Source organism: Micrococcus terreus (genome assembly GCF_900116905.1).
In the GTDB taxonomy this organism is placed as follows: domain Bacteria; phylum Actinomycetota; class Actinomycetes; order Actinomycetales; family Micrococcaceae; genus Citricoccus; species Citricoccus terreus.
Genome location: NZ_FPCG01000006.1, coordinates 164,449 through 185,539 on the forward strand (window position 1 = coordinate 164,449; position 21,091 = coordinate 185,539).

A 21,091-nucleotide genomic window follows, 5' to 3' on the forward strand; every position below is an offset into this window, starting at 1 on the left:
GGTGGGCCTGCGCTCGGTGTGGTGCGTTCCGTGGTGAGCCGCTCGGCCCGGCGCCCTGCCGTGGACAGGACACCGGGCCGTGCTGACTCAGAGTGTCACTTCTCGAGGTTGCCCTCGATGTCGGAGACCATCTTCTCCCAGGTCTGGGCCGGATCGCCCTCGCCCTTGATGATCTTCATCTGGGCGCCGCCCCAGAACTCCCAGACGGCTCCCATCTCCGGTGCGGTCGGCATGGGCACGCCGTTCTCGCCGATCTCGCCGAAGGCCTTGATGACCTCGTCAGAGGAGGCCTTGTCGAAGGAGGCGGTCAGTGCCGGCGGGCGCTTGCCCTCCTCGTACAGCGCGTCCTGGGCCTGTTCGCTGGAGAGGTAGTTGACCACGAACTCGTTGGCGGCCAGCTTGTTCTGGGACTCAGCGGAGACGAAGAAGGCGTTCACGCCCACGAAGGACTGTGCGTCCTCCTCGCCCATGCTCGGGATCGGATCGACGGCGAAGTCGATGCCGGCCTCCTCAGCGCCGTCCACGTTCCACGGACCGGAGATGAAGTAGGCGGCATCGCCCTTGTTGAACTGCTCCTTGGCGATGTCCGCGGTCATGTTCGGGTTCAGCACACCCTCACCCTCGGTGCCGTACTCAGCGAGCTTCTCGGCGAAGGCCGTGCCGGCCTCCCCACCCATGGCCAGCTGGGAGACGTCGTAGGAGCCGTCCTCAGCCTGCTCGAACACGGGGGCACCCATCGAGGTCTGGAACGGGTACAGGTGGTACGGGTCGCCGTTGACCGGGTCCAGGCCCACCACGAACGGGTACTTGGCCTCGCCGGCGTCCACGGCCTTCTGGCCCTCGGCGAGCATCTCGTCGAAGGTCTCCGGGGTGGAGTCGACCAGCTCGGTGTTGCGCAGGATCGCCAGGTTCTCCACCGAGTAGGGCACGCCCCAGGTCTGACCCTCGTAGGTCACGGCCTGCACAGAGGTCTCGGAGAACTCCGAGGCCTTGTCACCCAGCTCGACGGGCTCGATGGCACCGTTCTGCACCAGCGCGCCGATCCAGTCGTGGGCGCCGACGATCACGTCCGGGCCCTTGCCGGTGGGAGCCTGGGTGATGAAGTCATCACGCATCTTGGAGTTGTCCTTGACCGTCAGGTTGACGGTGATGCCGGTGTCCTCCTGGAACTTCTTGACGATGGGCTCCAGCGGCTTCTGACGGTTCTGGTCCACCCACATGGTGATGGTGGAGGAGCCGCCCTCGGTCAGGTCCTGGGACGCCGAGGGAGAGGAGCTCGGGGAGCCGGCCGGGGCCGAGGAGGAGGCTCCGCCGCCGGTGCCGCCGCCGCAGGCGGTCAGGGCCAGCGCGGAGAAGGCCGCCGTGGCGGCCAGGGTCAGGGTGCGGCGGGGGGCTCCGCCGAGTGTCTTCGCCTTCATGGTCTACCTTTCACGGTGCTGTTGCACGGGGTGTGTCACAGGCTGTGGCACACCGTGCAGCCGCTCGGCGGGCGGTGCCAGAGGCAGTCGCCGCACCGTTGCGGCCTGGAACAGTCAGTTCGACTCCTGTGAGTGTAAACGCTTCCACAGTGTCCGTCCAGACCTCACCAACCCTGCTTCTCATCGCCGCTCCAGCGTGCAACTGGGCGGTCCGGCGCCTGATGGAAACGCTTCCATTCTGACGCGGGTTGGGCCTACACTGTGCGGAGTCCCCTGCCTGCGCAGGGGCGCGCCCCCACCCACGGGCGCACCAGCTGCATGAGGAAGGGCCCACCGCACCGAGATGGCCGGGATCAAAGACGTCGCACGCATGGCAGGGGTCTCCACTGCCACGGCGTCGCGCGCCCTGACCGGCAGTGGATCTGTGGCTCCGGCCACCCGCCAGCGCGTCCTCGAGGCCGCCCAGGCCCTGGGCTATGTGGCCGACTCCGACGCCGCCTCCCTGGCCTCCGGGCGCACCCGGAACGTCGGCCTGGTGACCCCCACCGTGCACCGCTGGTTCTTCGCCGCCGTGCTCGAGGGGGCGGCGCACGAACTGGTGGACCGCGGCTATGACCTCACCCTCTACGACGCCGGCCAGTCACCGGACCACCGCACCACGATCTTCTCTGACCTGCTGCACCGCCGGCGCCTGGACGGACTGATCACGGTCTCCTTCAAGCTCAGCGCCTCCGAACTGGCCGGGATGGAACGCCTGGGCCGCCCGCTGGTGGCCGTGGGCGGGCGGATCAGCACTCAGGAGTCGCTCCCGGAGTGGTTCACCGCCCTGCAGGTGGACCACGCGGGCCTGGCCCGGATGGCCACGCAGCATCTGCTGGACCTGGGACACCGGGAGATCGCCTACCTGGGGCGGGTGGACGAGGACATCGAGTTCCAGGTCAGCACCGAGCGCACGCGCGGGTTCCTGCAGTCCATGGCCCGGGCAGGCCTGCAGGTCCCCGCACCTTGGATGATCAACGCCGACTTCACCACCGGAGGCGCCTACCACCAGGTCCGTGAGCTGCTCTCCGACCCGCAGCACCGCCCCACCGCTGTGCTGTGCATCTCCGATGAGATGGCGATCGGCGCGTACATGGCCGCCCTCTCCCTGGGCCTGAGCGTCCCGGGCGATCTCTCCATCATGGGTGTGGACGGCCACCCGGACACCGCCCGGCTGGGGTTGTCCACGGTGGACCAGTCCCCCGTGGACCAGGGCCGCCGCGCGGCCCGGCTGGTGCTGGAGGCCCTCGACGGCGGCCGGGCACCTCAACGGATCTCTCACCATCTGGCCCTCCGCCAGCGAGAGAGCACCGGACCGCCCTAGGCCGGGCGCATCTGTACCAGCTGTCCCACCCGTTTCATCTGTTCCATCTGTTCCATCTGTCAGCTTTCACTACGGATCGTCGGGCACGTACCTGCCCGTGAAAGGACCGCCATCATGGCCACCGTCACCTTCAACAACGCCACCCGCCAGTACCCCAACGCGCCCAAGCCCGCCGTGGACGGGCTGAACCTGGAGATCGCCGACGGCGAGTTCCTGGTGCTCGTGGGCCCCTCCGGCTGCGGCAAGTCCACCTCGCTGCGCATGCTCGCCGGACTCGAGGAGCTCTCCGCCGGGCGGATCTTCATCGGGGACCGCGACGTCACCGACGTGGACCCCAAGGACCGGGACATCGCCATGGTGTTCCAGAACTACGCGCTCTACCCGCACATGACCGTGGCGGACAACATGGGCTTCGCCCTGAAGATCGCCGGCATCCCTGCCGATGAGCGCCGCCGTCGGGTCGAGGAGGCCGCCAAGCTGCTGGACCTGGAGGCCTACCTGGACCGCAAGCCCAAGGCGCTCTCCGGCGGTCAGCGTCAGCGTGTGGCCATGGGCCGGGCGATCGTGCGTGACCCGCAGGTGTTCCTGATGGACGAGCCGCTGTCCAACCTGGACGCGAAGCTGCGCGTGCAGACCCGCGCGCAGATCGCCCAGCTGACCCGCCGCCTGGGCACCACCACCGTCTACGTCACCCACGATCAGACCGAGGCGATGACCATGGGCGACCGCGTGGCCGTGCTCAAGGACGGCTACCTGCAGCAGGTGGACACCCCGCGCAACCTGTACGAGAAGCCCAAGAACTCCTTCGTGGCCGGGTTCATCGGCTCCCCCGCCATGAACATCTTCCGGATGCCGGTCACCGAGTCCGGCGTGCAGTGGGGCTCCGCGGTGATCCCGGTGGAGCGGGAGGTGCTCTCCGGCGCCGGCTCCGAGCTGGACCTGGGCGTGCGCCCGGAGAACCTGGTGATCTCCCAGGACGGCGGGCTCCCCGTGGAGGTGGACACCGTGGAGGAGCTCGGCGCGGACGCCTACGTGTACGGCCACGCGGAGATCGGCGGCGAGGAGAAGCTGATCACCCTGCGCACCGCGGGCTACACCGCCCCGGAGAAGGGCTCCCTGGTGCACGTGACCCCCGAGCAGTCGCGCGTGCACCTCTTCCACGCTGAGACCGGTGAGCGCCTGAACGTCTGATGTGGGCGGAGCGTGGGGGCCTCATCCCCACGCCCGCCTGCCCTGACGTTGATCCAGAAGCAGTGGTGGGCATGGGAGACCATGCCCACCACTGCTTCTGGCTCAACGGGGATAGGGGCGAGGGGCCTCTACCGGGCCAGGAGCACGAAGCCCGGGGCAGGGACCTGACGGGGCGCTGAACCGCCCTCGCCGTGCGAGGTGACGGGGCCGTCGTCGTGGTGGCCGGCCAGGAGGCGGTATCCGCTCAGCTCCTCAGGGATCTGCAGGGGCTGATCCCCGAGTGCCACCAGCAGCACCACGGTTCCGGACTGTCCCGGTGCCGCCTCGGCGTCCAGGCCGCTGCGCGCGGGCAGTCCGCGGTCCAGGCGCACGTGCCGGGCGGACTCGTCCACGGTGGCGAAGGTGGTGCGCAGGTCGGGGTCGGTCAGCTCGGGGAACTCTGCGCGGAGACGAGCCAGGTCCCGGTGCAGCTGGAGGATCCGGGCGTGCCTGCCCTCTCCCACCTCGTTCCAGTCCAGCGTGGCGGCCTCGAATGTGGCGTGGTCCTGGGGGTCCGGGACGGCCTCGAGGTCCCAGCCCATGCGGGAGAACTCGCGGCGGCGCCCCTCGGTGACGGCCACGCCCAGCTCCGGCTCACGGTGCGCGGTGAAGAACGCCCAGGGGGTGCTCGCCGCCCACTCCTCCCCCATGAACAGCATGGGGGTGAACGGGCCGGCGAACAGCAGTGCGGCGGCCGCGGCCAGACGCCCCTCGGACAGGGACTGGCTCAGCCGGTCGCCGGCGGCGCGGTTGCCGATCTGGTCGTGGTTCTGGGCGAAGACCACCAGTGCATGCGCCGGGGTGTCATCGGCCAGCGGACGCCCGTGATGGCGGTTGCGGAACGAGGAGTACGTGCCGTCGTGGAAGAAGCCCTGGTTCAGGACCTTGGCCAGGGCGGACAGTGGCTCGAAGTCCGCGTAGTAGCCGTCTGTCTCACCCGTCAGCGCCACGTGCAGGGCATGGTGGAGGTCATCCGACCACTGCCCGCTCAGCCCATAGCCGCCCGCGGCACCACGGCCACCCTCCGGGCGCGGCGTGAACATGATCGGGTCGTTCAGGTCCGACTCGGCCACCACGGTCAGCGGGCGGCCCTGCTCGGCGGAGAGCTGATCGGCCAACGCGGCGATCTCCTCGAGGAGGTGCACGGCCCGGGTGTCCGCGAGCGCATGGACCGCGTCCAGCCGCAGCCCGTCCACGCCGTAGTCCTCCAGCCACATGCGCACGTTGTCCAGGATGTACCGGCGCACCTCGTCCGAGCCGGGCCCGTCCAGGTTCAGGGCATCACCCCAGTCCGTGCCGCCGGCGTACTGGTAGGGGCCGAACTGCGGCAGGTAGTTCCCGCTCGGCCCCAGGTGGTTGTAGACCACGTCCTGCAGCACGGCCAACCCGGCGGCATGGCAGGCGTCCACGAACCGCAGGTAGGCCTCCGGCCCTCCGTAGGAGGCGTCCACCGCGAACCAGCCCACGCCGTCATAGCCCCAGTTGTGGTCCCCGCCGAAGGTGTTGACCGGCAGCAGCTCCACGTGGGTGATCCCCAGCTCCACCAGATGCGGGAGCCGTTCAACAGCCGCGTCCAGGGTCCCGGCCTCGGTGAAGGTCCCCAGGTGCAGCTCGTAGACCACGGCGCCCTGCAGCGGCCGTCCGCCCCACGGCTGACGAGCCCGTTCGGAGCGTTCGATGGCGTCCAGGTCCACCCGGCGCGAGGGCCCGTGCACGGTGTCCGGCTGCCACCGCGAGCGCGGATCCGGGTACGGCCCCTCTCCGTCCAGGCAGTAGCCGTAGCCCGGGTTCTGCCCCTCCTGCGGCCCGCCTGGAGCGTAGAGGTCCAGCAGCGCCTGTGAGGGCACCCACCAGCCGCCGCCGGCCGGCTCCATGGCGTGCGGCGTGGCTCCCGCCCAGCGGTCCTGCCCGCCGTGACGGGCACCGGGGGTCTCGTTGAGCAGCAGCAGGTCCACGTCCTGCGCGTTCGGCGCCCACACCGCGTACGGCACGGTGGGAGCCGGGTTGGTGCGGTGGTCGGCGGTGTTCACATCCGGTCGGTCCACAGGGTTCACAGGCGGGTCGGTCCTTCCTCCGGCACCAGCAGTGCCACGGGGTGTCTCTCGAACAGGTCAGCGATCCGGGTGGTGCCGTCGGTGAAGGCCCCGCCGAAGCGGCGCCCGGTGATCAGGTCCACCATGGGCTGGCGGGGCAGCACGACGACGGTCTCTCCCCATCCGCCACGGGCGTCCAGTCCCAGCGGGTGCCGGGTGGCCAGGGTGATGCTCCCGCCCCGGGAGAAGGCGACCAGGTGGTCGGCGGCTTCTCCGAAGACGTCCAGCTCCTGGTAGCGGGTGTAGCGCTCAGGGTGGTCCCGGCGGCTGCGCAGGGCGCGGGAGGTGACGAGCATCTTCAGGCCGGCGGCGTACTCGGTCAGCTCGGTGGGGTCCACGGTCCCGGCGGAGTCATCCTCGGCATCGGCCGCTGTCCGGGTGGGGAACACCGGTTCGGCGCCGGCGTCCAGACGCTCGAGCAGCATCTGGCGTTCGCGGAAGTCCACGGGGCGCCGGTTGTCCGGATCCACCAGGGTGGGGAACGGGACCTCGGTGCCCTGGTAGACGTCCGGGACACCGGGCATGGTCAGCTGGATCAGCTTCATGGAGACCTGGTTGACCACACCGGCCACGGCGATCCGGTCGGCCGTGGCCTGCACCAGATCGCGCAGCTCCCCGGTCCCGGTGGCCTGTTCGGCCAGAGCGGTGATGCGTCCTTCGAACTCCTCGTCCGGCTCGGTCCAGGTGGTGCGGGTGGAGGCCTCGCGGGCGGCCTTGAGGGCGTAGTCGGCCAGCCGTTCGGTCTCCAGGGCGGTGCCGTCCGTGGGCCAGGCGCCGATCACGGTCTCCCACAGCAGCTTCTCGAACGGACCGTCGCCCAGGGGGGCCAGCTCGCGCAGCCGGTCCAGGGTGGCGGTCCAGTCCTCGGCCATCTCCGAGAGGACGTCGATCCGGGCCCGCACGTCCTCGCTGCGCTTGGTGTCGTGGGTGGACAGGGTGGTCATGGAGCGGGGCTGCTGGGCCAGTCGCGCGGCCTGGGCGGCGTGGAAGTCCTCCAGGGTCCAGACCGCATCGGACGGATCGCCGCCCACCTCGTTGAGGGAGGAGAGGCGCGTGTACCGGTAGAAGGCGGTGTCCTCCACGCCCTTGGCCATCACCATGCCGGAGGTCTGCTGGAACCGCTCAGCCACGGGGTGGTCCGGGTCGGAGAGCAGCGGCATCAGGGCGTCGAGCGCATCGGCCAGATCCGGACGGCGGCGCCGCGCCTCCTGCTCGGCCTCCGCCAGGTGCGCCTGACCGGTGGGCAGGTAGGAGCGGTACACCGGGAAGCAGGCCAGCAGTTCGGCGATCGCGTCCTGCACGCGGTCATCCCCACCGGGGTGGCGCTCGGCGGGTTCCTCGTGCTCACCGGACTCATGGTCAGCGGGGCGGTCTGTCTGGGTGCTCAGTCCGGAGGCGTCGGTGAGCTGGGCACCCACGCCGTGGTGGCCGTCGTCGGGAATCTCCGGCAGGATGCCGGGGACCAGCCGGGCCAGGCGCTCCACCTCCGAGCGCAGCATGCCGTCCGCCACGGCGCGTTTGGTGTCATGGATCAGGTCCGTCCAGACCTGCTCCGCGGGCTGGCCGTCCCAGCCGCCCAGCCGCCCGGCGGCCTCGTCCAGCGCAGGGATGCCGGTGGGGTCCACCAGAACGCGGTCCACCTCGCCCAGGGCGTCGTAACCGGTGGTGCCGTCGATCGGCCAGGTGGCCGGCAGGCGTTCACCGGGCTCGAGGATCTTCTCCCCCAGCAGGTAGATCCCCCCGGTGGCCTGACGCAGGTTCTCGAAGTAGCCGCCCGGGTCCGCCAGCCCGTCCGGGTGGTCCACGCGCAGCCCGTCCACCAGTCCGTCCCGCACCCAGGCCAGGATCTCGCGGTGGGTCTCGGCGAAGACGCGGGGGATCTCCACCCGCACACCGGCCAGGGTGTTGACCGCGAAGAAGCGGCGGTAGTTCAGGTTCTCGTCGGCCTCGCGCCAGGGCATCAGCTGGTAGTGCTGGAGGTCGTGCGCGGCCCGGGCGGTCAGCTCGGCGATCCGCTCCTCGTCCGCGCCTGCGGCCTCCGGGTGCTCCTGCAGGTGCTGCTCCACGCTGGCCCGGGCCGCGTCCTCGGTGCCGGGCGCCAGGGGGTAGACGTTCTCGAAGTAGTGCAGCTCGCCGTCCACGATCCGCAGGTGCGCCAGCTCGGCCTCGGGATCCTCCTCGGTGCCGTCGCCGAGCACGGGCAGGGAGATCCGGCCGTTGCCGGCGGCCCAGTCGATGTCGAACGCGGTGGCGTACTTGGAGGTGCGCCCGTGCTGGAGCATGTCCCACCACCAGGCGTTGTCCTTGGGGGTGGCCACGCCCACGTGGTTGGGCACGATGTCCGCCAGGATCCCGCCGCCGGCCTCCTGCACGGCCTCGGCCAGGTCCTTCAGACCGGAGGCGCCGCCGCGGGACTCGTCCACCAGGGTGGGATCCACCACGTCATAGCCGTGGGAGGAGCCCTCCTCCGCACCGAGCATGGGCGAGAGGTAGAGCCAGTCCACGCCCAGATCGCGCAGATAGGGCAGGATCTGCCGGGCGTCGTCCAGGGTGAACGCGGAGGTCAGCTGCAGACGGTAGGTGGAGGCGGGGACACGCGATGGGGTGGTCACCCTCAGAACGGTAGCAAGATCAGGCCCGGCTGGGCGGCCTGTCCGTCATCAGCGGATCGGCTCGAGCACCCCACCGCGCACATCCGGCTCGCCGGACTCACCGAAGAGCACGGTCACGTCCTGGTGCACGGTGCCGTCCGGCATGGTCAGGTCCGCCTACAGGGCATTGCCGCGCCACCCCTTGCCCTCCACCGACTCCACGCCGTACTTGGTGTTCAGGTTCTGGGTCATCACGTCCTGGCCGTGGTTCATCCCCCAGATGGCGTAGCCCAGCGAGACCGCACCGAGCACCACCATCACGATCCCGGCGATCCGCTCGCGCCCGGCGTCCACGTCCCGGTCCGGCCCGGCGTACCGCGAGTCCTGGTCCACCCCGGAGCGGTAGCGCTTCCGGCGCCACACGGCATGCCCGACGACGGCCGCACCGATCAGCAGGAAGAGGAGACCGATCCAGAGGGCGGCATTGGGCGTCTGCAGGTCCAGGGATTCATACATCCCTCCAGTCTGGCCCATTCCGAGCGGCGGGTCAGGACCCCCCGGCCACCTCCGGCAGGATGTCCTCGCCGATCAGCGGTTCGCCATCCGGTTCGAAGTACACCTGGTGTCCGGGCTCCACTCGCCCGTCCTCGAAGGTCAGGTCGGCCACCAGGAAGGAGCCGGTCCAGCCGTCCTGCTCCACTGCCGTCACCCCATACTTCTCAGCCAGGTTGAAGCGGACGTTCTGATGGGTCTGCCAGGCCCCGAGTGCGGCGAACCCGGCCAGGACCAGGGCCAGGGCGGCCACGCCCAGGCTGACGATCCGCTCCATCCGGGCATCCCGCAGCAGGTTCGGATCCGGGTTGCGCCCGGTCCGCTCCGCGAAGCGCAGGTGATGCCGGCGGCGCCAGGCGGCGTGGGCGAACACCAGCAGCGCCACCACCAGCAGGACGGCGACGGCCCACAGCGTGGTGACGGGAGACTGGAAGTCGACGGGCTGATACGCGCCGACCGGGAAGGTGATCACCTTCACAGTCTGCCACTCCCCCGAAGGGTCCGTTTCAGGTCAGGGCAGGGGCGCGCCGCGTGCCGCCGTCCAGAGTCGGTACCAATCCAGGGAGTCCATCCGGTCGGCGGCCACCGGCGCCTGGGCTGCCGCGCGCAGCCGGTCCGGGTTCACCGTCCCGACCACCGGCTGGATCCGCCACGGCAGCTTCAGCAGCCAGGCCAGCACCACTGCCTCTCCGGAGACCTCGAGCCGTCCCGCGATCTCAGCGACCACCGCAGCCGCCTCGCGGTCCTGGTCGGCGGCCTGCTCGGTGCCGCGCGTGTACCGCCCCTGGCCCAGCGACCCCCAGGCCTGCAGGGCGATGCCTCTCTCGGCGCACAGCTCTGCCAGACCTCCGGCCTCGCCGACCACCGCCCGGTCGGCGCTGTCCGGGTGGTTGACCAGCACGGCGGACTCCACGAGCCCGCGGTGATGCAGGCCCAGTTCGATCTGCAGGCAGGCGATCCCCTCCTCCCCGCCGGTGGCCGCACGCAGGGCGTCGTCGAAGCGACGCACCCAGGCCACGCCCATGTTGGACAGCCCCAGCGATCCCACGGAGCCGGCTGAGGCCAGCTCCAGGTAGGCCTCCACGGTCTCCTCGGGACGGGTCAGGGGGTCCGGGCGGTGGATGATCAGGGTGTCCACGTGGTCGGTGTGCAGCCGCTCCAGAGAGTCGGTCACCGCACGCCGCACGTGATCGGCGCCGCCGTGGTACCGGGTGGACTCCACGGCCGCCGCACTGTCCACGCCGTACAGCGGGGAGCCGCCGATCATGATCCCGCACTTGGTCTGCAGCCGAATGCGTTCGCGCAGCCCAGAGTCGGCGGCCAGCAGCCGCCCGAGCGTCTGCTCCGAACGGCCGTGCGCGTAGATGTCCGCGGTGTCCACCGTGGTGATCCCGGCCTCCAGCGCGGCGGCCAGCGCATCACTCGCCACGCGCTCGGCCTCCGCCCAGGCGCCGTCGTCCAGCGGCTCCACGCCCCAACCGCCACCCCAGCCGGCGGTGCCCAGCGCCACGGCGGACGGTTCCAGTGCGTTGTTCATCGCTGCGGTTCCCTGCGTCGTCATGCCCCCAGGATGGCAGAACCCACCCCTCGAACGCTGTCGGCTCAGCGCGCGCCGGGGACCTTCACCTCCACCCACACCAGGCGGTGGTCCGAGGTGGGGAACGGGTACTCTCCCGTCAGGTCGGCCCCGGGCTGGCCCGGCTCCGGCCAGAACACGCCGCCGTCCCGCAGGGGCAGGTTCCGGGAGGGCAGGGCGTAGTCCACGCGCAGGTTCCCGGGCGAGGGCACGTCGTTGAAGTCGGCGGTGTCATGGCGCGGGTCGGTGCGGTGGGTCAGGTTCGCCCCACCCTGGCGCACGGCCGCCTCGGCGCCACCGGCCGAGGACTGCTGCGGGTCCCGCACCCGGGTGTGCTGCAGCAGCTGGTCGATCGCCCCCGGGTAGGAGTCCCCGTCCAGCGGATCGGAGTTGTAGTCGCCCAGGATCACGAAGCGCTCCCCGCGGTCCAGACCACCGTGCCGGCCGTCGTCGTCATAGATGTAGGAGGCCTCCTGGCCGCCGGTGACGTAGTCGGCCCAGAACCGGATCTCGTCGTTGTTGCGGCGCCCGTTCCGGTCCTCGGGGCCATCGAAGCTGGGCGGGGTGGGGTGGGCGGCCAGCACGTGCACGGTGGTCCCGCCCACCTGGACCGGGACGTCCCAGTGTGACTTGGAGGAGAGCCGCAGCCGTTCCTGCTGCTCCGGGGTGTAGTAGTCCGTGGGCATCTGGTTCTGCGGCATGTCCTTCCACCGGAACTGCTGGAAGGTGCGCACGTCCTCCTTCAGGATCGGGAACTTGGAGTACACCACCATCCCGTACTGACCCGGGAACAGTCCGAAGCCCCAGGCGTCGTCCCCGCCGCCCACGGTCCCGTCCTGATTCAGGTCCATGCCGGAGGGCACTCCGGTGTTCACCGGGGCCACGTAGTGATACGGGTAGTCCACCGGGTCCTGCCCGTTCTGTCCCACCGCCAGGTAGTTGTCCCGGAACAGCTCGGCGGCCCGTCCGCCCTCCACGTAGTCGAACTCGTTGATCAGCAGGATGTCCGGGTCGTTGATCTGGATGACCTCGGCGATGCTCTGGGCCTGCTCATGGTCCCGCGTGGACAGGTCCTGCACCAGCTGCCCCTCGGACCCGCGGTTCAGCGAGGCGTTGTAGGTGGCCACCCGCACCGTGTGCTTCTCCCGTGCCTGCTCGCTCATCGAGGCTCCCTTCCCGGCGGTCCCGGCTGCACCGGGCCTGACGGCATTCTTCCCGACGGCGGCCGGTGCTGGCGCATGCGGCTCGCCTGCCGCGGTGGCCGGCAGGGCGAACGGAAGGGTCAGGGCGCCGGTCAGCACGGCAGCCGAGGCCAGTCGGGAGACACGGGTGGCTCGAGGTGTGCGCATGGGGTCCTCCGGGGGGATGCAGGGGTCCGCGGCCGTCGCGGATCGGCCCGAGCCTAGACCTCTCTGGCGCCGCCCATGTGACAGGAGGGTGAACTCTGCAGGTGCGTGGCCGTCGTCGGGACGTGGCTGATGTGGTGGGATGGTGCCATGAAGCTCGCCACTTACCGTCAGCCCGGTGCCGATCCGCAGGATCCCGGGGCCACCTTTGCCGCCGTGGTGACCGCCGTGGAGGGCCAGCGCGCCACCCAGGTGGTTCCCCTGGAGGGGTTCTCGGATGTGGGCGAGGTGCTGGCCACCCCGCCGGCCGATCGGGACGAGCTGATCCGCCAGGCGCTCGAGGCCGCCGAGGAGGCCCCCGCTCGCGTGCTGGACGCCGCCGATCTGGTGCCGGCCACGCTGATCCCGTATCCCACCAAGGTCTTCTGCATCGGCCTGAACTACCGCAACCACATCCTGGAGACCGGGCTGGAGCTGCCGGAGCACCCCACCGTGTTCACCAAGTTCGCCCAGTCCCTGACCGGGGCCCAGGACCCTGTGGAGGTGCCGCAGGAGGACCACCGTCTGGACTGGGAGGGCGAGCTGTGCGTGGTGATCGGAGAGCCCGGACGGCGCATCCCGGAGGACCAGGCCGCCGCGCACATCGCCGGCTACGCCGTGTCCAATGACGTCTCCATGCGCGGCTGGCAGGGCCGGACCACCGAGTGGACCCAGGGCAAGGCCTGGGAGGACTCCACCCCGGTGGGACCCTGGCTGGTCACCCCGGACGAGGTCGTGCGCGGGGCCCGGATCATCACCCGCGTGAACGGCGAGGTCATGCAGGAGGACTCCACGGACGACCTCGTGTTCGGCCCCGAGAAGCTGGTATCCTACCTCTCCACCATGGTCACCCTGCTGCCCGGGGACCTGATCCTCACCGGCACGCCCGCCGGGGTGGCTCTGGCCCGCAAGAACGCTGAAGGACGCCGGCCCTGGCTGGTGCCCGGAGACGTCCTGGAGACCGAGATCGAAGGCCTGGGGCTGCAGCGCAACGAGGTCGTCTGAGTCCCGGCCACCGGAGCCTGGCCCTGCCCCACCACGTCAAGGAGTCCCCGTGACCGCTGAGTTCACCACCTGCGACCTGTTCGACGCCAACGCCTCCCTGCAGTCCTGCTCCCTGCAGTTCCAGGACTTGGGCGCACGTGCGCGCTTCACCGGACCGGTGCGCACGGTGCGCTGTCACCGGGACAACGGCCTGGTCAAGCAGATCCTGAACTCCCCCGGTGACGGGGCAGTGCTGGTGGTGGACGGCGGGGGCTCCCTGGAGTCGGCACTGATGGGTGACCTGATCGCGGCGGCGGCCGTGGAGAACGGGTGGGCCGGTGTGGTGATCCACGGGGTGATCCGGGACCGCGCCGTGGTGCGCACCCTGGACCTGGGGGTGAAGGCCCTGGGCTCGAACCCGCGGAAGTCCGCCAAGGACGGTGCCGGCGAGGTGGACGTCCCGGTGGAGTTCGGCGGCGTGGCGTTCACCCCGGGCGCCACCCTGTGGGCGGACGAGGACGGCATCCTGGTCACGCCGGCACCCGGCACGAGCACTCCGTGAGCGCGAGCGCAGGCCCGCAGCCCGGCGTCGGGATCCTGGGCGCCGGGCGGGCCGGGACCGCACTGGCCCGGGCGCTGCAGCGGGCCGGCATCCCGGCGTGGATCGCCTCCACCCGCTCCCCCACCTCCATGCGGTTCCATCTGGCCCAGTACGCGCCCCGAGCCACGGCCGTTGCCGCTGAGCAGATCGGCCAGCAGACCGGCGGCAGCGGACCCGGCCGACCCGACGGCCTCAGCATCGTGGTGCTGATGGTTCCGCAGGAGGACCTGGACAGCGTGGATCCGGGGTGGCTGGACGGGGTCCTCCTGGTGGACGTCACCAACCGCTGGGAGGACGAGCCGTTGCCGGACTGGTTCGAAGACTCCCTGCAGGCCGGACTCAGCAGCAGCGAGGCGATCGCCGCCCGCTTCCCGGGCAGCACCGTGGTCAAGACCCTGAACCACCTCAGCCACTGGGATCTGGACGGCGGCGGTCAACGCGTCCAGCCCCGGCTCCAGCCCGTCTCCGGTGACCCCGCGAACATGGGGCTGGAACTCGGGGGTGCAGCTGACTCCGCACCCCCGACTTCCAGCCACACGGTGCCCCACCAGCGGCGTGCGCTGGGCATCGCCTCCGACGACGGCCCTGCGGCCTCCCGTGTGGCGCACCTGATCGATGCGCTCGGCTTCGACCCCGTGGTGCTGCCCTCCCTGCGCGCCGGGGTCATCCTGGAGCCCGGAGGCCCGGTGTTCAACCGTTCCTGGACCGCCGGTGAGCTCGCAGACCTCGCTGAACACTCCGCCGCCGGACCGAGTGCTGACGGGACCGCCCAGGATCGGTAGCGTGGCATCAAGCCCACCTCCCTAACCCCAGGAGATCCCGGACGTGACCGTCACCGCCCCCGCGCCGACCCTGTCCCAGCGGACGGGGACGGACATCGCCCGCTGGAGGGCCGCCGTCGGGCTGTTCGCCCTGATGCTGACCCTGCTGGGAGGCACCGTGGCCTCCCTGGTGGCCACCGCCGCGCCGGCCCATGCCGTCCCGCCCACCGAGATCACCCTGGAGGACACGGCGGGCGTCATCTACGAGCCCCAGCTGCGCGAGCAGGTCCAGCAGATCGACTTCTACGAGCCCACGCATGTGGTGGTGTTCACCGAGCGGGGCACCGGGACCTCCAACTTCAACGCCCGGGTGCTGGCCTACGCCCGGGAGCACCGTCCGGAGTGGATCAGCCCGGACGGACAGAAGTGGGCGGACGGGCTGTACATCTTCGCCCTGGATCCGGATGGGCGGCATGTGGGCACCTACTTCGGGGAGGACCGGAAGGTGTCCACCGAGCAGCAGGGCCAGATCCAGGACGCCACCAAGGACCTGCTGCGAGACGCCCAGTGGACCGACGCCGCCGTGAAGGGCGTGGAGGAGGGCGCTGCGCTGATCAACCGCCCCTGGTACCGCCACCCGCTGCTGTATGGAGGGCTGGGTCTCGCGGCGGTCGTGGGAGGCGGCACCGCCATGAGTGTGGTGGCGAACCGCCGGGAGAAGCGCCGCCGGGGCCAGGCCGATCTGCAGCGCGGACGGGATGCGTTCTCCTCGGTGACCATGGACCTGGAGGCCACCGAGCTCAACGCCCGCACGGTCCCGGAGGGCTCCCGCTACGGCGCCCTGGTGCTGGAGCGCTACCGCACCTTCCATGACCGCTATGTGGAGCTGGCCCGTCAGGCTGACACTCTCTCCACTGTGGATCCGCAGACTCTGCACCGGAAGGAGCCACGGGAGACGGCTCGTCGTTTCGCGGACGAGGCTCAGGCCCTGGACCGGCTCGATGACGTGGTGGCCCACGCCAGCACCTTCCTGAACCGTCAGACCGGATGGCAGGCGGGGTGGGACGTGCAGACCGAGCCGTTGCGGGATGACCTGCAGCGGATCGCCGACGGTGAGGCCGCCGCCCCGACGGGGAGCACAGACGAGGCCCGAGCGCCGCTGGAGTCCTTCCGGAGGGAGGCCGAGACCGAACTGGACCGGCTCGGCGCGCAGCTGGAGGCCGAGTCGATCACCCCGGATGAGGCGTTGGACCGGCTGAGCGGGCTGCGCACCCGTCTGACCGGGCTGCTCGAGCAGTACGCGGCGGCCTCCACCGCCGGCTTCGCCACGTCCGAGGAGGAGCGCTCGACCCTGCAGACCGCCTTCGACGCCTCCCGTCGGACCACGCCTCGCGCGCACCCGGGCTCGATCCTGGACACCGTGTACGAACCGGGGCACTTCTGGACCATGGTGGCGTTCTCCCGGGGCTACTCCTCCGGGCGGGAGCGGGTGGAGACCGCTCGCTCAGCCGCCAGCTCGTCCTCCTCCTCCACCGGCTACGGATCCTCCGGGGGCAGCTTCTCCGGCTCCGGCTCCTCCTCCCGGTTCTGACCGGACGGGCCCTTCCCGACGACGGCCGGTCACCTTCCGGAATATCTCCACCCCCAGATTGGTTCAAATTTGTATGAGCACCTCGAAGACCGCTGATGTGACCGACCCGTTGTCCTTCTACCTGGACAAGTCCGACCCCGGGGCCTGGAATGCCGTCGGCGGGCTGGCCACCGCCGCGAAGCGCTCGGCTGAGGCGGCCGGACTGGACGCCCAGCTGGTGGAGCTGGTGAACCTGCGTGTCTCCCAGATCAACGGCTGCGCCTACTGCCTGCATGTGCACACCCAGAAGGGGATCGAGGCCGGGCTGGACGATCAGCGCCGCGGCCTGGTCTCGGTCTGGCGTGAGGCCGAGCAGGTCTACTCCGAGCAGGAGCGGGCAGCCCTGGAGCTGGCCGAGGCCGTGACGCAGCTGCCCGAGCTGGAGGAGCTGCAGGTCGCCCAGCTCTCCTCCAGTGCGGTGCTCAGCCCGGAGCAGTACTCTGCGGTGCAGTGGCTGGCCATCACCATGAACGTGACCAACCGGATCTCCATCCTCTCCCACCACCCCGTCCGTCCTGCCGCGCAGAAGTCAGGGAGCACCTCATGAGCAACACCGAGAAGGACCCGCAGGAGACCGTCTGCAAGAACGGCCCCGGTGCTGCACCCACTGCAGAGCCGGAGGGCGAGCAGCTCCGACCGGCGCGGTTCACGGACGGGCTGAGTTCGGGCGTCCAGGAGCACTCTGCCGCCAGCCCGGACGAGGACGCCGCGCACACCGTGGAGGTGCTCGAACCGCGCGCCGTCCCTCTGGGCGGACCCCGCGCCATGACTGTTCAGCGCAGCCTGCCTCAGCGCGCCCGTTCGCTGATCGGGGCCTGGTGCTTCCTGGACTTCTACGGCCCGGACGATGTCTCGGCCACCGGGGGCATGGCGGTCCCGCGCCATCCTCACACCGGCCTGGCCACCGTCTCCTGGCTGTTCGAGGGCCGGATCGACCACATCGACTCCGCCGGGAACTGGGCCACTGTCCGCCCCGGCGCGGTGAACCTGATGAACGCCGGCACCGGAATCACCCACTCGGAGTACTCCTCACAGGACACCACCGTGCTGCACGGGGCCCAGCTCTGGTACGCCTTCCCGGACCATGCACGCTTCAGCGCCCCCTCCTTGGACGCCCACCGCCCGGACCCGATCACCGGCGAGGGGTACACGGCCAAGGTGTTCCTGGGCTCGCTGCTGGGCCAGACCTCCCCGGTGCACACCCACCTGCCGCTGACCGGGGCTGAGTTCCGGCTTCGCCCCGGGAGCACCGTGCAGATCGAGGTCCCCGCCGACCACGAGCACGGGGTGCTCGCGGTGAACGGACCTGTCCATCTGGATGGTGTGGAGGTCGGACAGGCCCATCTGGGCTATGTCGGCACCGGCGCACAGACCCTGACCCTCACCGCGGACCCCAGCGAGGATCCGGACGCCGAGGACGTGATCGTGCTGCTGATCGGCGGCGAGCCGTTGGGCGAGCAGATCATCATGTGGTGGAACTTCGTGGGCCGCTCCCATGAGGAGATCGCCACCTGGCGGGCCGCCTACCAGCAGGAGATGGGCTTCGAGCCTGCCGATGACGCCACTCCCCTGCGCTCCGCGCTTCCCGACGACGGCACCTCAGCGGGTGCCCCGGTCACCGGAGAACGCCTGGAGGGACTGGTCGGCACCGAGTACGCCGATGGCCGCTCCTTCCCGCAGTTCGGCGACTTCCCGCCGGACCAGCCGGCGCCCATCCCGGCGCCCACCCTGCCCAACACCCGCATGCGTCCGCGCGGCTGATCACCGTCTGCGCCTCCCCCTCCCTCAGACACCCCAGACCTCAGGAGTCACCATGACCGAGAACAGTGCCCCCACCGTCGAAGAGCCCCAGGTGCGCCGGACCGAGCGCCGTTTCGAGATCCACGCCGATGACTCTGGCCAGCCCGCCGGATTCACCCTCTACCGCGACTACACCACTGAGGCCGGGGCCGTGCAGCGGATCTTCCCGCACACCGAGGTCAAGGACGAGTTCGGGGGTCACGGGCTGGCCTCCACTCTGGTCCGGGAGGCCCTGGACCTCACCGTGGCGGACGGCGTGGCGATCGTCCCCGTCTGCCCCTATGTGAAGTCCTGGATCGAGAAGCACGAGGGCTACACCGAACACGTGGTCAAGCCCACCCCAGACCACCTGCAGTTCATCTCCCGTCGATGACCCTCCGGTGAGCGCCGTCGTGAACCTGCCATGGCAGGCTGACTGACGTGCCACTGAGCGAACGTGAGATCACCGAGCCCGTCGATCTGGCCGGACCCACCGGGCTGTTGAACCCGGAGGCTGTGGGCTGGACCCGCACGCCCCTGCACCGCACGGACTCGGTCACCCACGGGCTGATCGGACGCACCCGGACCAAGCGGTGGGAGTACTGGGCGATCACCACACCCACGCATGCGGTCGGGCTGGTGGTCTCGGACATCTCCTATGCCTCCACGCACGGGATCTTCGTGCTGGACCGCCGCACCGGCGAGCAGATCAGCCACGACGCCGTGGGCCTGCCCGGCGCCGCCAGTCTCCCGGGCACCCTCGGCGAGGGCGTCTCCCGGTCCCGCACCCGGACGGTCCAGCTGGAGTTCACCCACCACGACGACGCCACGCACCTGAGTGCCTCCGGCCCGCGGGTGCGCCTCGAGGTGACGGCCCACCGTCCACCAGGTCACCAGAGCCTGGGCGTGGTGGTGCCCTGGAGTCAGCAGTTCTACTAGTACACGGTCAAGGATCTGGCCCGTCCGGCCACCGGAACGCTCTGGGTGGACGGTGTGCCCCATGAGCTGCCTGCCGCAGGCTCCTGGGCCACGGTGGACCACGGCCGGGGCCGGTGGCACCGTGACGTGCGTTGGAACTGGGGCGCCGGGACCGGGACCGTGGCAGGCCGCACCGTCGGCATCCTGGTCGGCGGACAGTGGACGGCAGGCACCGGCAGCACCGAGAACTCGGTGCTGGTGGGCGGGCAGCTGTCCAAGATCAGCGCCGAGCTGGACTGGAGCTATGACCGCAGGGACTGGCTGGCTCCCTGGCGGGTGCGGGGTGCGGGCGTGGCCTTGACGTTCACCCCGGAGCACCTGCGTCGGGCGGTCACGGACCTCGGTGTCATCTCCAGCAGGACGCATCAGTGCTTCGGGCTCTGGTCGGGACAGGTGCAGCCGCCCCAGGGAGAAGCGATCGTCCTGACCCCAGCCGACGAGGTCTACGGCTGGGCCGAGGACGTCCACCAGCGGTGGTGAGGACGCCGCCTGACACGGGCTGCGCCTCCTGGTCGGCGTGAGCATCGGTGGCAGATCTGCCATGCTCAGGGGATGACGTCGTCCTCGGTCTCGCCCAGCCCGTCCTCCGCATCCGCCTCGGACGGCTCCCTGCCTTCGGCCGCCCCTGCTGACACGGCCGCTCGCCCTCCCTCCCCCGCTGCCCCGTTGCACCCCTCAGCGCAGCCGCTGGTGACCTGCCAGACCGTGGGTTTGATCGCCCACGTGCGCCTCTCCCGTCCGGAGAAGCTCAACGCGCTGACGCTGCCGATGCTGGACGAGCTGATCCAGGTCGCCCGGCAGATCCGCCGTGACCCTGGCATCCGCGCCGTGGTGCTCTCCGGCCACGGCGACGCGTTCTGCGCAGGGATGGATCTGAAGTCTGCCCTGCGCACGCCCGGCGGTGTGGCCACTCGCTTCCTGCCTCGCCCGTGGACTGGGACGAACGTGTTCCAGGAGGCCTGCTGGGTCTGGCGCAGACTGTCTGTCCCGGTCATCGCGGCCGTGCACGGTCACTGTCTGGGCGGTGGGCTGCAGCTGGCCCTGGGTGCAGATCTGCGGGTGACCGCCCCGGATGCCACGTGGTCGGTGCGGGAGACCCATTGGGGTCTGGTGCCGGACATGTCCGGCATGCGCACCCTGACCGAGCTGCTCCCGTTGGACGTGGCCAAGGACCTGACGCTGACCGCCCGGATGGTGAGCGGGACCGAAGCCGAGCGGATCGGACTGGCCACCCGGGTGAGCGATGACCCCGTGGCCACCGCCGTCGAGCTGGCGCAGGAGATCATCCAGCATGACCGTCAGGCCGTCTCCCACGCCAAGCGCCTGCTGGACCGCGCCGCCACCGCCTCCGCACGAGCGACCTTCGCCCGGGAGCGACTGGCGCAGCTGACACTCCTGGCACGGCTGAACCGGACCGGGCTCCCGGGTCGCTGATGGAACGGAAAAGGCCCTGGTCCGCGATGCGGATCAGGGCCTTTCACGTGGTCGGGGTGACAGGATTTGAACCTGCGACCCCGTCTCTCAAAATCCCTGATCAGAGTGATTTTTGAAAACTTTGGGCTGTCTCGGGTTCCCTAGTTTTGATTGGGGAACAGGCTCTTCGCCTACTCCGAGTGTAACCGATCACTTGGTGATGCTCCCGGTTGATTTGGGTCTGCTGCACGATCAGGTGACAGTGGTTAGTCACGCAGCCTGATCGGCTGGCGTGGTCATGATTGTCTCGAACTCGATCGGGGTCAAGCGGCCTAGGTGTTGTGGGTCATGAGGTTCTCGGAGGGGGCGGGTCGGTGAGATAGCGAACGGGCTCCTGGTCGCAGGATGGGAATTGCGAAACCACCAACCTGTGAACCTGAAGAAGGAGCCCGTTCATGGCCCAGGCTACCGCTGTGCACCCCAACTCTGCACTGACCCCGACCGGGCGTGCTCAGATGGTGGATCGTCATCTGATCGACGGGGCCCCGATCGCCCACGTGGCCCGTGAGTTCCGCGTCAGTTGGGACACGGTGAAGAAATGGGTGACCCGCTTCCTGGACCAAGCAGAGCCCGGGCTGGCCGATCGACCCAGCACCCCCTGGGAATCTCCCACCACCACCGAGGCCGCCGTGGTGGCCAGGATCGAAGCACTGCGCCGGGAGTTGAAGTGGTCAGCG

At 70.2% G+C, this 21,091-nt stretch carries 18 protein-coding genes and 1 pseudogene; 12 read left to right on the top strand and 7 right to left on the bottom strand.

Translation table 11 applies throughout. The annotated features are described in order from the left end of the window. Positions 1–95 precede the first annotated feature (95 nt). Positions 96–1,418, bottom strand: a complete 1,323-nt coding sequence (locus tag BM355_RS08940) for a sugar ABC transporter substrate-binding protein (protein ID WP_091697438.1) — start codon at positions 1,416–1,418, stop codon at positions 96–98. Positions 1,419–1,761: 343 nt separating this feature from the next. Here BM355_RS08940 and BM355_RS08945 point away from each other — a divergent pair, with 343 nt between their 5' ends. Both BM355_RS08945 and BM355_RS08950 read left to right on the top strand, forming a co-directional pair. Further along, positions 1,762–2,781 carry a LacI family DNA-binding transcriptional regulator gene (locus BM355_RS08945; RefSeq protein ID WP_091697441.1) on the top strand — a complete coding sequence of 340 codons (1,020 nt, stop codon included), beginning with the start codon at positions 1,762–1,764 and terminating at the stop codon, positions 2,779–2,781. A gap of 114 nt (positions 2,782–2,895) precedes the next feature. After that, complete coding sequence (locus tag BM355_RS08950; RefSeq protein WP_091697444.1) at positions 2,896–3,972, top strand: ABC transporter ATP-binding protein; 1,077 nt, start codon at positions 2,896–2,898, stop codon at positions 3,970–3,972. A gap of 128 nt (positions 3,973–4,100) precedes the next feature. Here the strand turns inward: BM355_RS08950 and treZ are convergent, their stop codons facing one another. From treZ to BM355_RS08980, 6 genes are all read right to left on the bottom strand, one after another. Next, complete coding sequence (gene treZ, locus BM355_RS08955; RefSeq protein ID WP_245760704.1) at positions 4,101–6,056, bottom strand: malto-oligosyltrehalose trehalohydrolase; 1,956 nt, start codon at positions 6,054–6,056, stop codon at positions 4,101–4,103. A 5-nt stretch (positions 6,057–6,061) separates the two neighbouring features. Beyond that, entirely contained in the window at positions 6,062–8,722 is a 2,661-nt protein-coding gene (locus BM355_RS08960) for a malto-oligosyltrehalose synthase (RefSeq protein WP_091697449.1), read from the bottom strand. A 150-nt stretch (positions 8,723–8,872) separates the two neighbouring features. Beyond that, positions 8,873–9,211 (bottom strand): hypothetical protein, encoded by a 339-nt coding sequence (locus BM355_RS08965; RefSeq protein WP_091697451.1) that lies wholly within the window; start codon positions 9,209–9,211, stop codon positions 8,873–8,875. Between the two features lie 31 nt (positions 9,212–9,242). After that, positions 9,243–9,719: a hypothetical protein gene (locus BM355_RS08970; RefSeq protein WP_143109462.1), complete on the bottom strand. Its 477-nt coding sequence runs from the start codon at positions 9,717–9,719 to the stop codon at positions 9,243–9,245. A 39-nt stretch (positions 9,720–9,758) separates the two neighbouring features. Continuing rightward, positions 9,759–10,808, bottom strand: a complete 1,050-nt coding sequence (locus BM355_RS08975) for an aldo/keto reductase (RefSeq protein ID WP_091697456.1) — start codon at positions 10,806–10,808, stop codon at positions 9,759–9,761. A gap of 41 nt (positions 10,809–10,849) precedes the next feature. Then, positions 10,850–12,172, bottom strand: a complete 1,323-nt coding sequence (locus tag BM355_RS08980; protein WP_425435620.1) for an endonuclease/exonuclease/phosphatase family protein — start codon at positions 12,170–12,172, stop codon at positions 10,850–10,852. Between the two features lie 147 nt (positions 12,173–12,319). Here BM355_RS08980 and BM355_RS08985 point away from each other — a divergent pair, with 147 nt between their 5' ends. The 10 genes and pseudogenes from BM355_RS08985 to BM355_RS09030 all read left to right on the top strand — a co-directional run. After that, a complete protein-coding gene (locus BM355_RS08985; protein ID WP_091697543.1) occupies positions 12,320–13,213 on the top strand; it encodes a fumarylacetoacetate hydrolase family protein in 894 nt (297 codons plus the stop codon). Positions 13,214–13,262: 49 nt separating this feature from the next. Beyond that, positions 13,263–13,754 carry a ribonuclease E activity regulator RraA gene (gene rraA / locus BM355_RS08990; RefSeq protein ID WP_091697459.1) on the top strand — a complete coding sequence of 164 codons (492 nt, stop codon included), beginning with the start codon at positions 13,263–13,265 and terminating at the stop codon, positions 13,752–13,754. Next, entirely contained in the window at positions 13,751–14,575 is an 825-nt protein-coding gene (locus BM355_RS08995; protein WP_091697462.1) for an NADPH-dependent F420 reductase, read from the top strand. Before rraA ends, BM355_RS08995 begins: the two co-directional genes overlap by 4 nt. A gap of 43 nt (positions 14,576–14,618) precedes the next feature. Further along, positions 14,619–16,145, top strand: a complete 1,527-nt coding sequence (locus BM355_RS09000) for a DUF5129 domain-containing protein (protein WP_091697464.1) — start codon at positions 14,619–14,621, stop codon at positions 16,143–16,145. Between the two features lie 73 nt (positions 16,146–16,218). Beyond that, positions 16,219–16,731 (top strand): carboxymuconolactone decarboxylase family protein, encoded by a 513-nt coding sequence (locus BM355_RS09005; protein ID WP_091697466.1) that lies wholly within the window; start codon positions 16,219–16,221, stop codon positions 16,729–16,731. Then, on the top strand, positions 16,728–17,945 hold the full coding sequence (locus BM355_RS09010; RefSeq protein WP_091697469.1) for a pirin family protein: 1,218 nt from the start codon (positions 16,728–16,730) through the stop codon (positions 17,943–17,945). Before BM355_RS09005 ends, BM355_RS09010 begins: the two co-directional genes overlap by 4 nt. A 52-nt stretch (positions 17,946–17,997) precedes the next feature. Continuing rightward, positions 17,998–18,357, top strand: coding sequence for a GNAT family N-acetyltransferase (locus tag BM355_RS09015; protein ID WP_091697472.1), 360 nt, complete (start codon positions 17,998–18,000; stop codon positions 18,355–18,357). Between the two features lie 47 nt (positions 18,358–18,404). Beyond that, positions 18,405–19,421, top strand: a pseudogene (locus BM355_RS15005) (DUF2804 domain-containing protein). 72 nt (positions 19,422–19,493) lie between these two features. Beyond that, the gene (locus tag BM355_RS09025) at positions 19,494–20,375 is read left to right on the top strand and encodes a crotonase/enoyl-CoA hydratase family protein (RefSeq protein WP_091697474.1); all 882 of its coding nucleotides are present in this window, start codon (positions 19,494–19,496) and stop codon (positions 20,373–20,375) included. Positions 20,376–20,809: 434 nt separating this feature from the next. Then, positions 20,810–21,091, top strand: a 282-nt coding sequence (locus BM355_RS09030) for a helix-turn-helix domain-containing protein (protein WP_143109463.1), incomplete at its 3' end; no start/stop codon positions are given.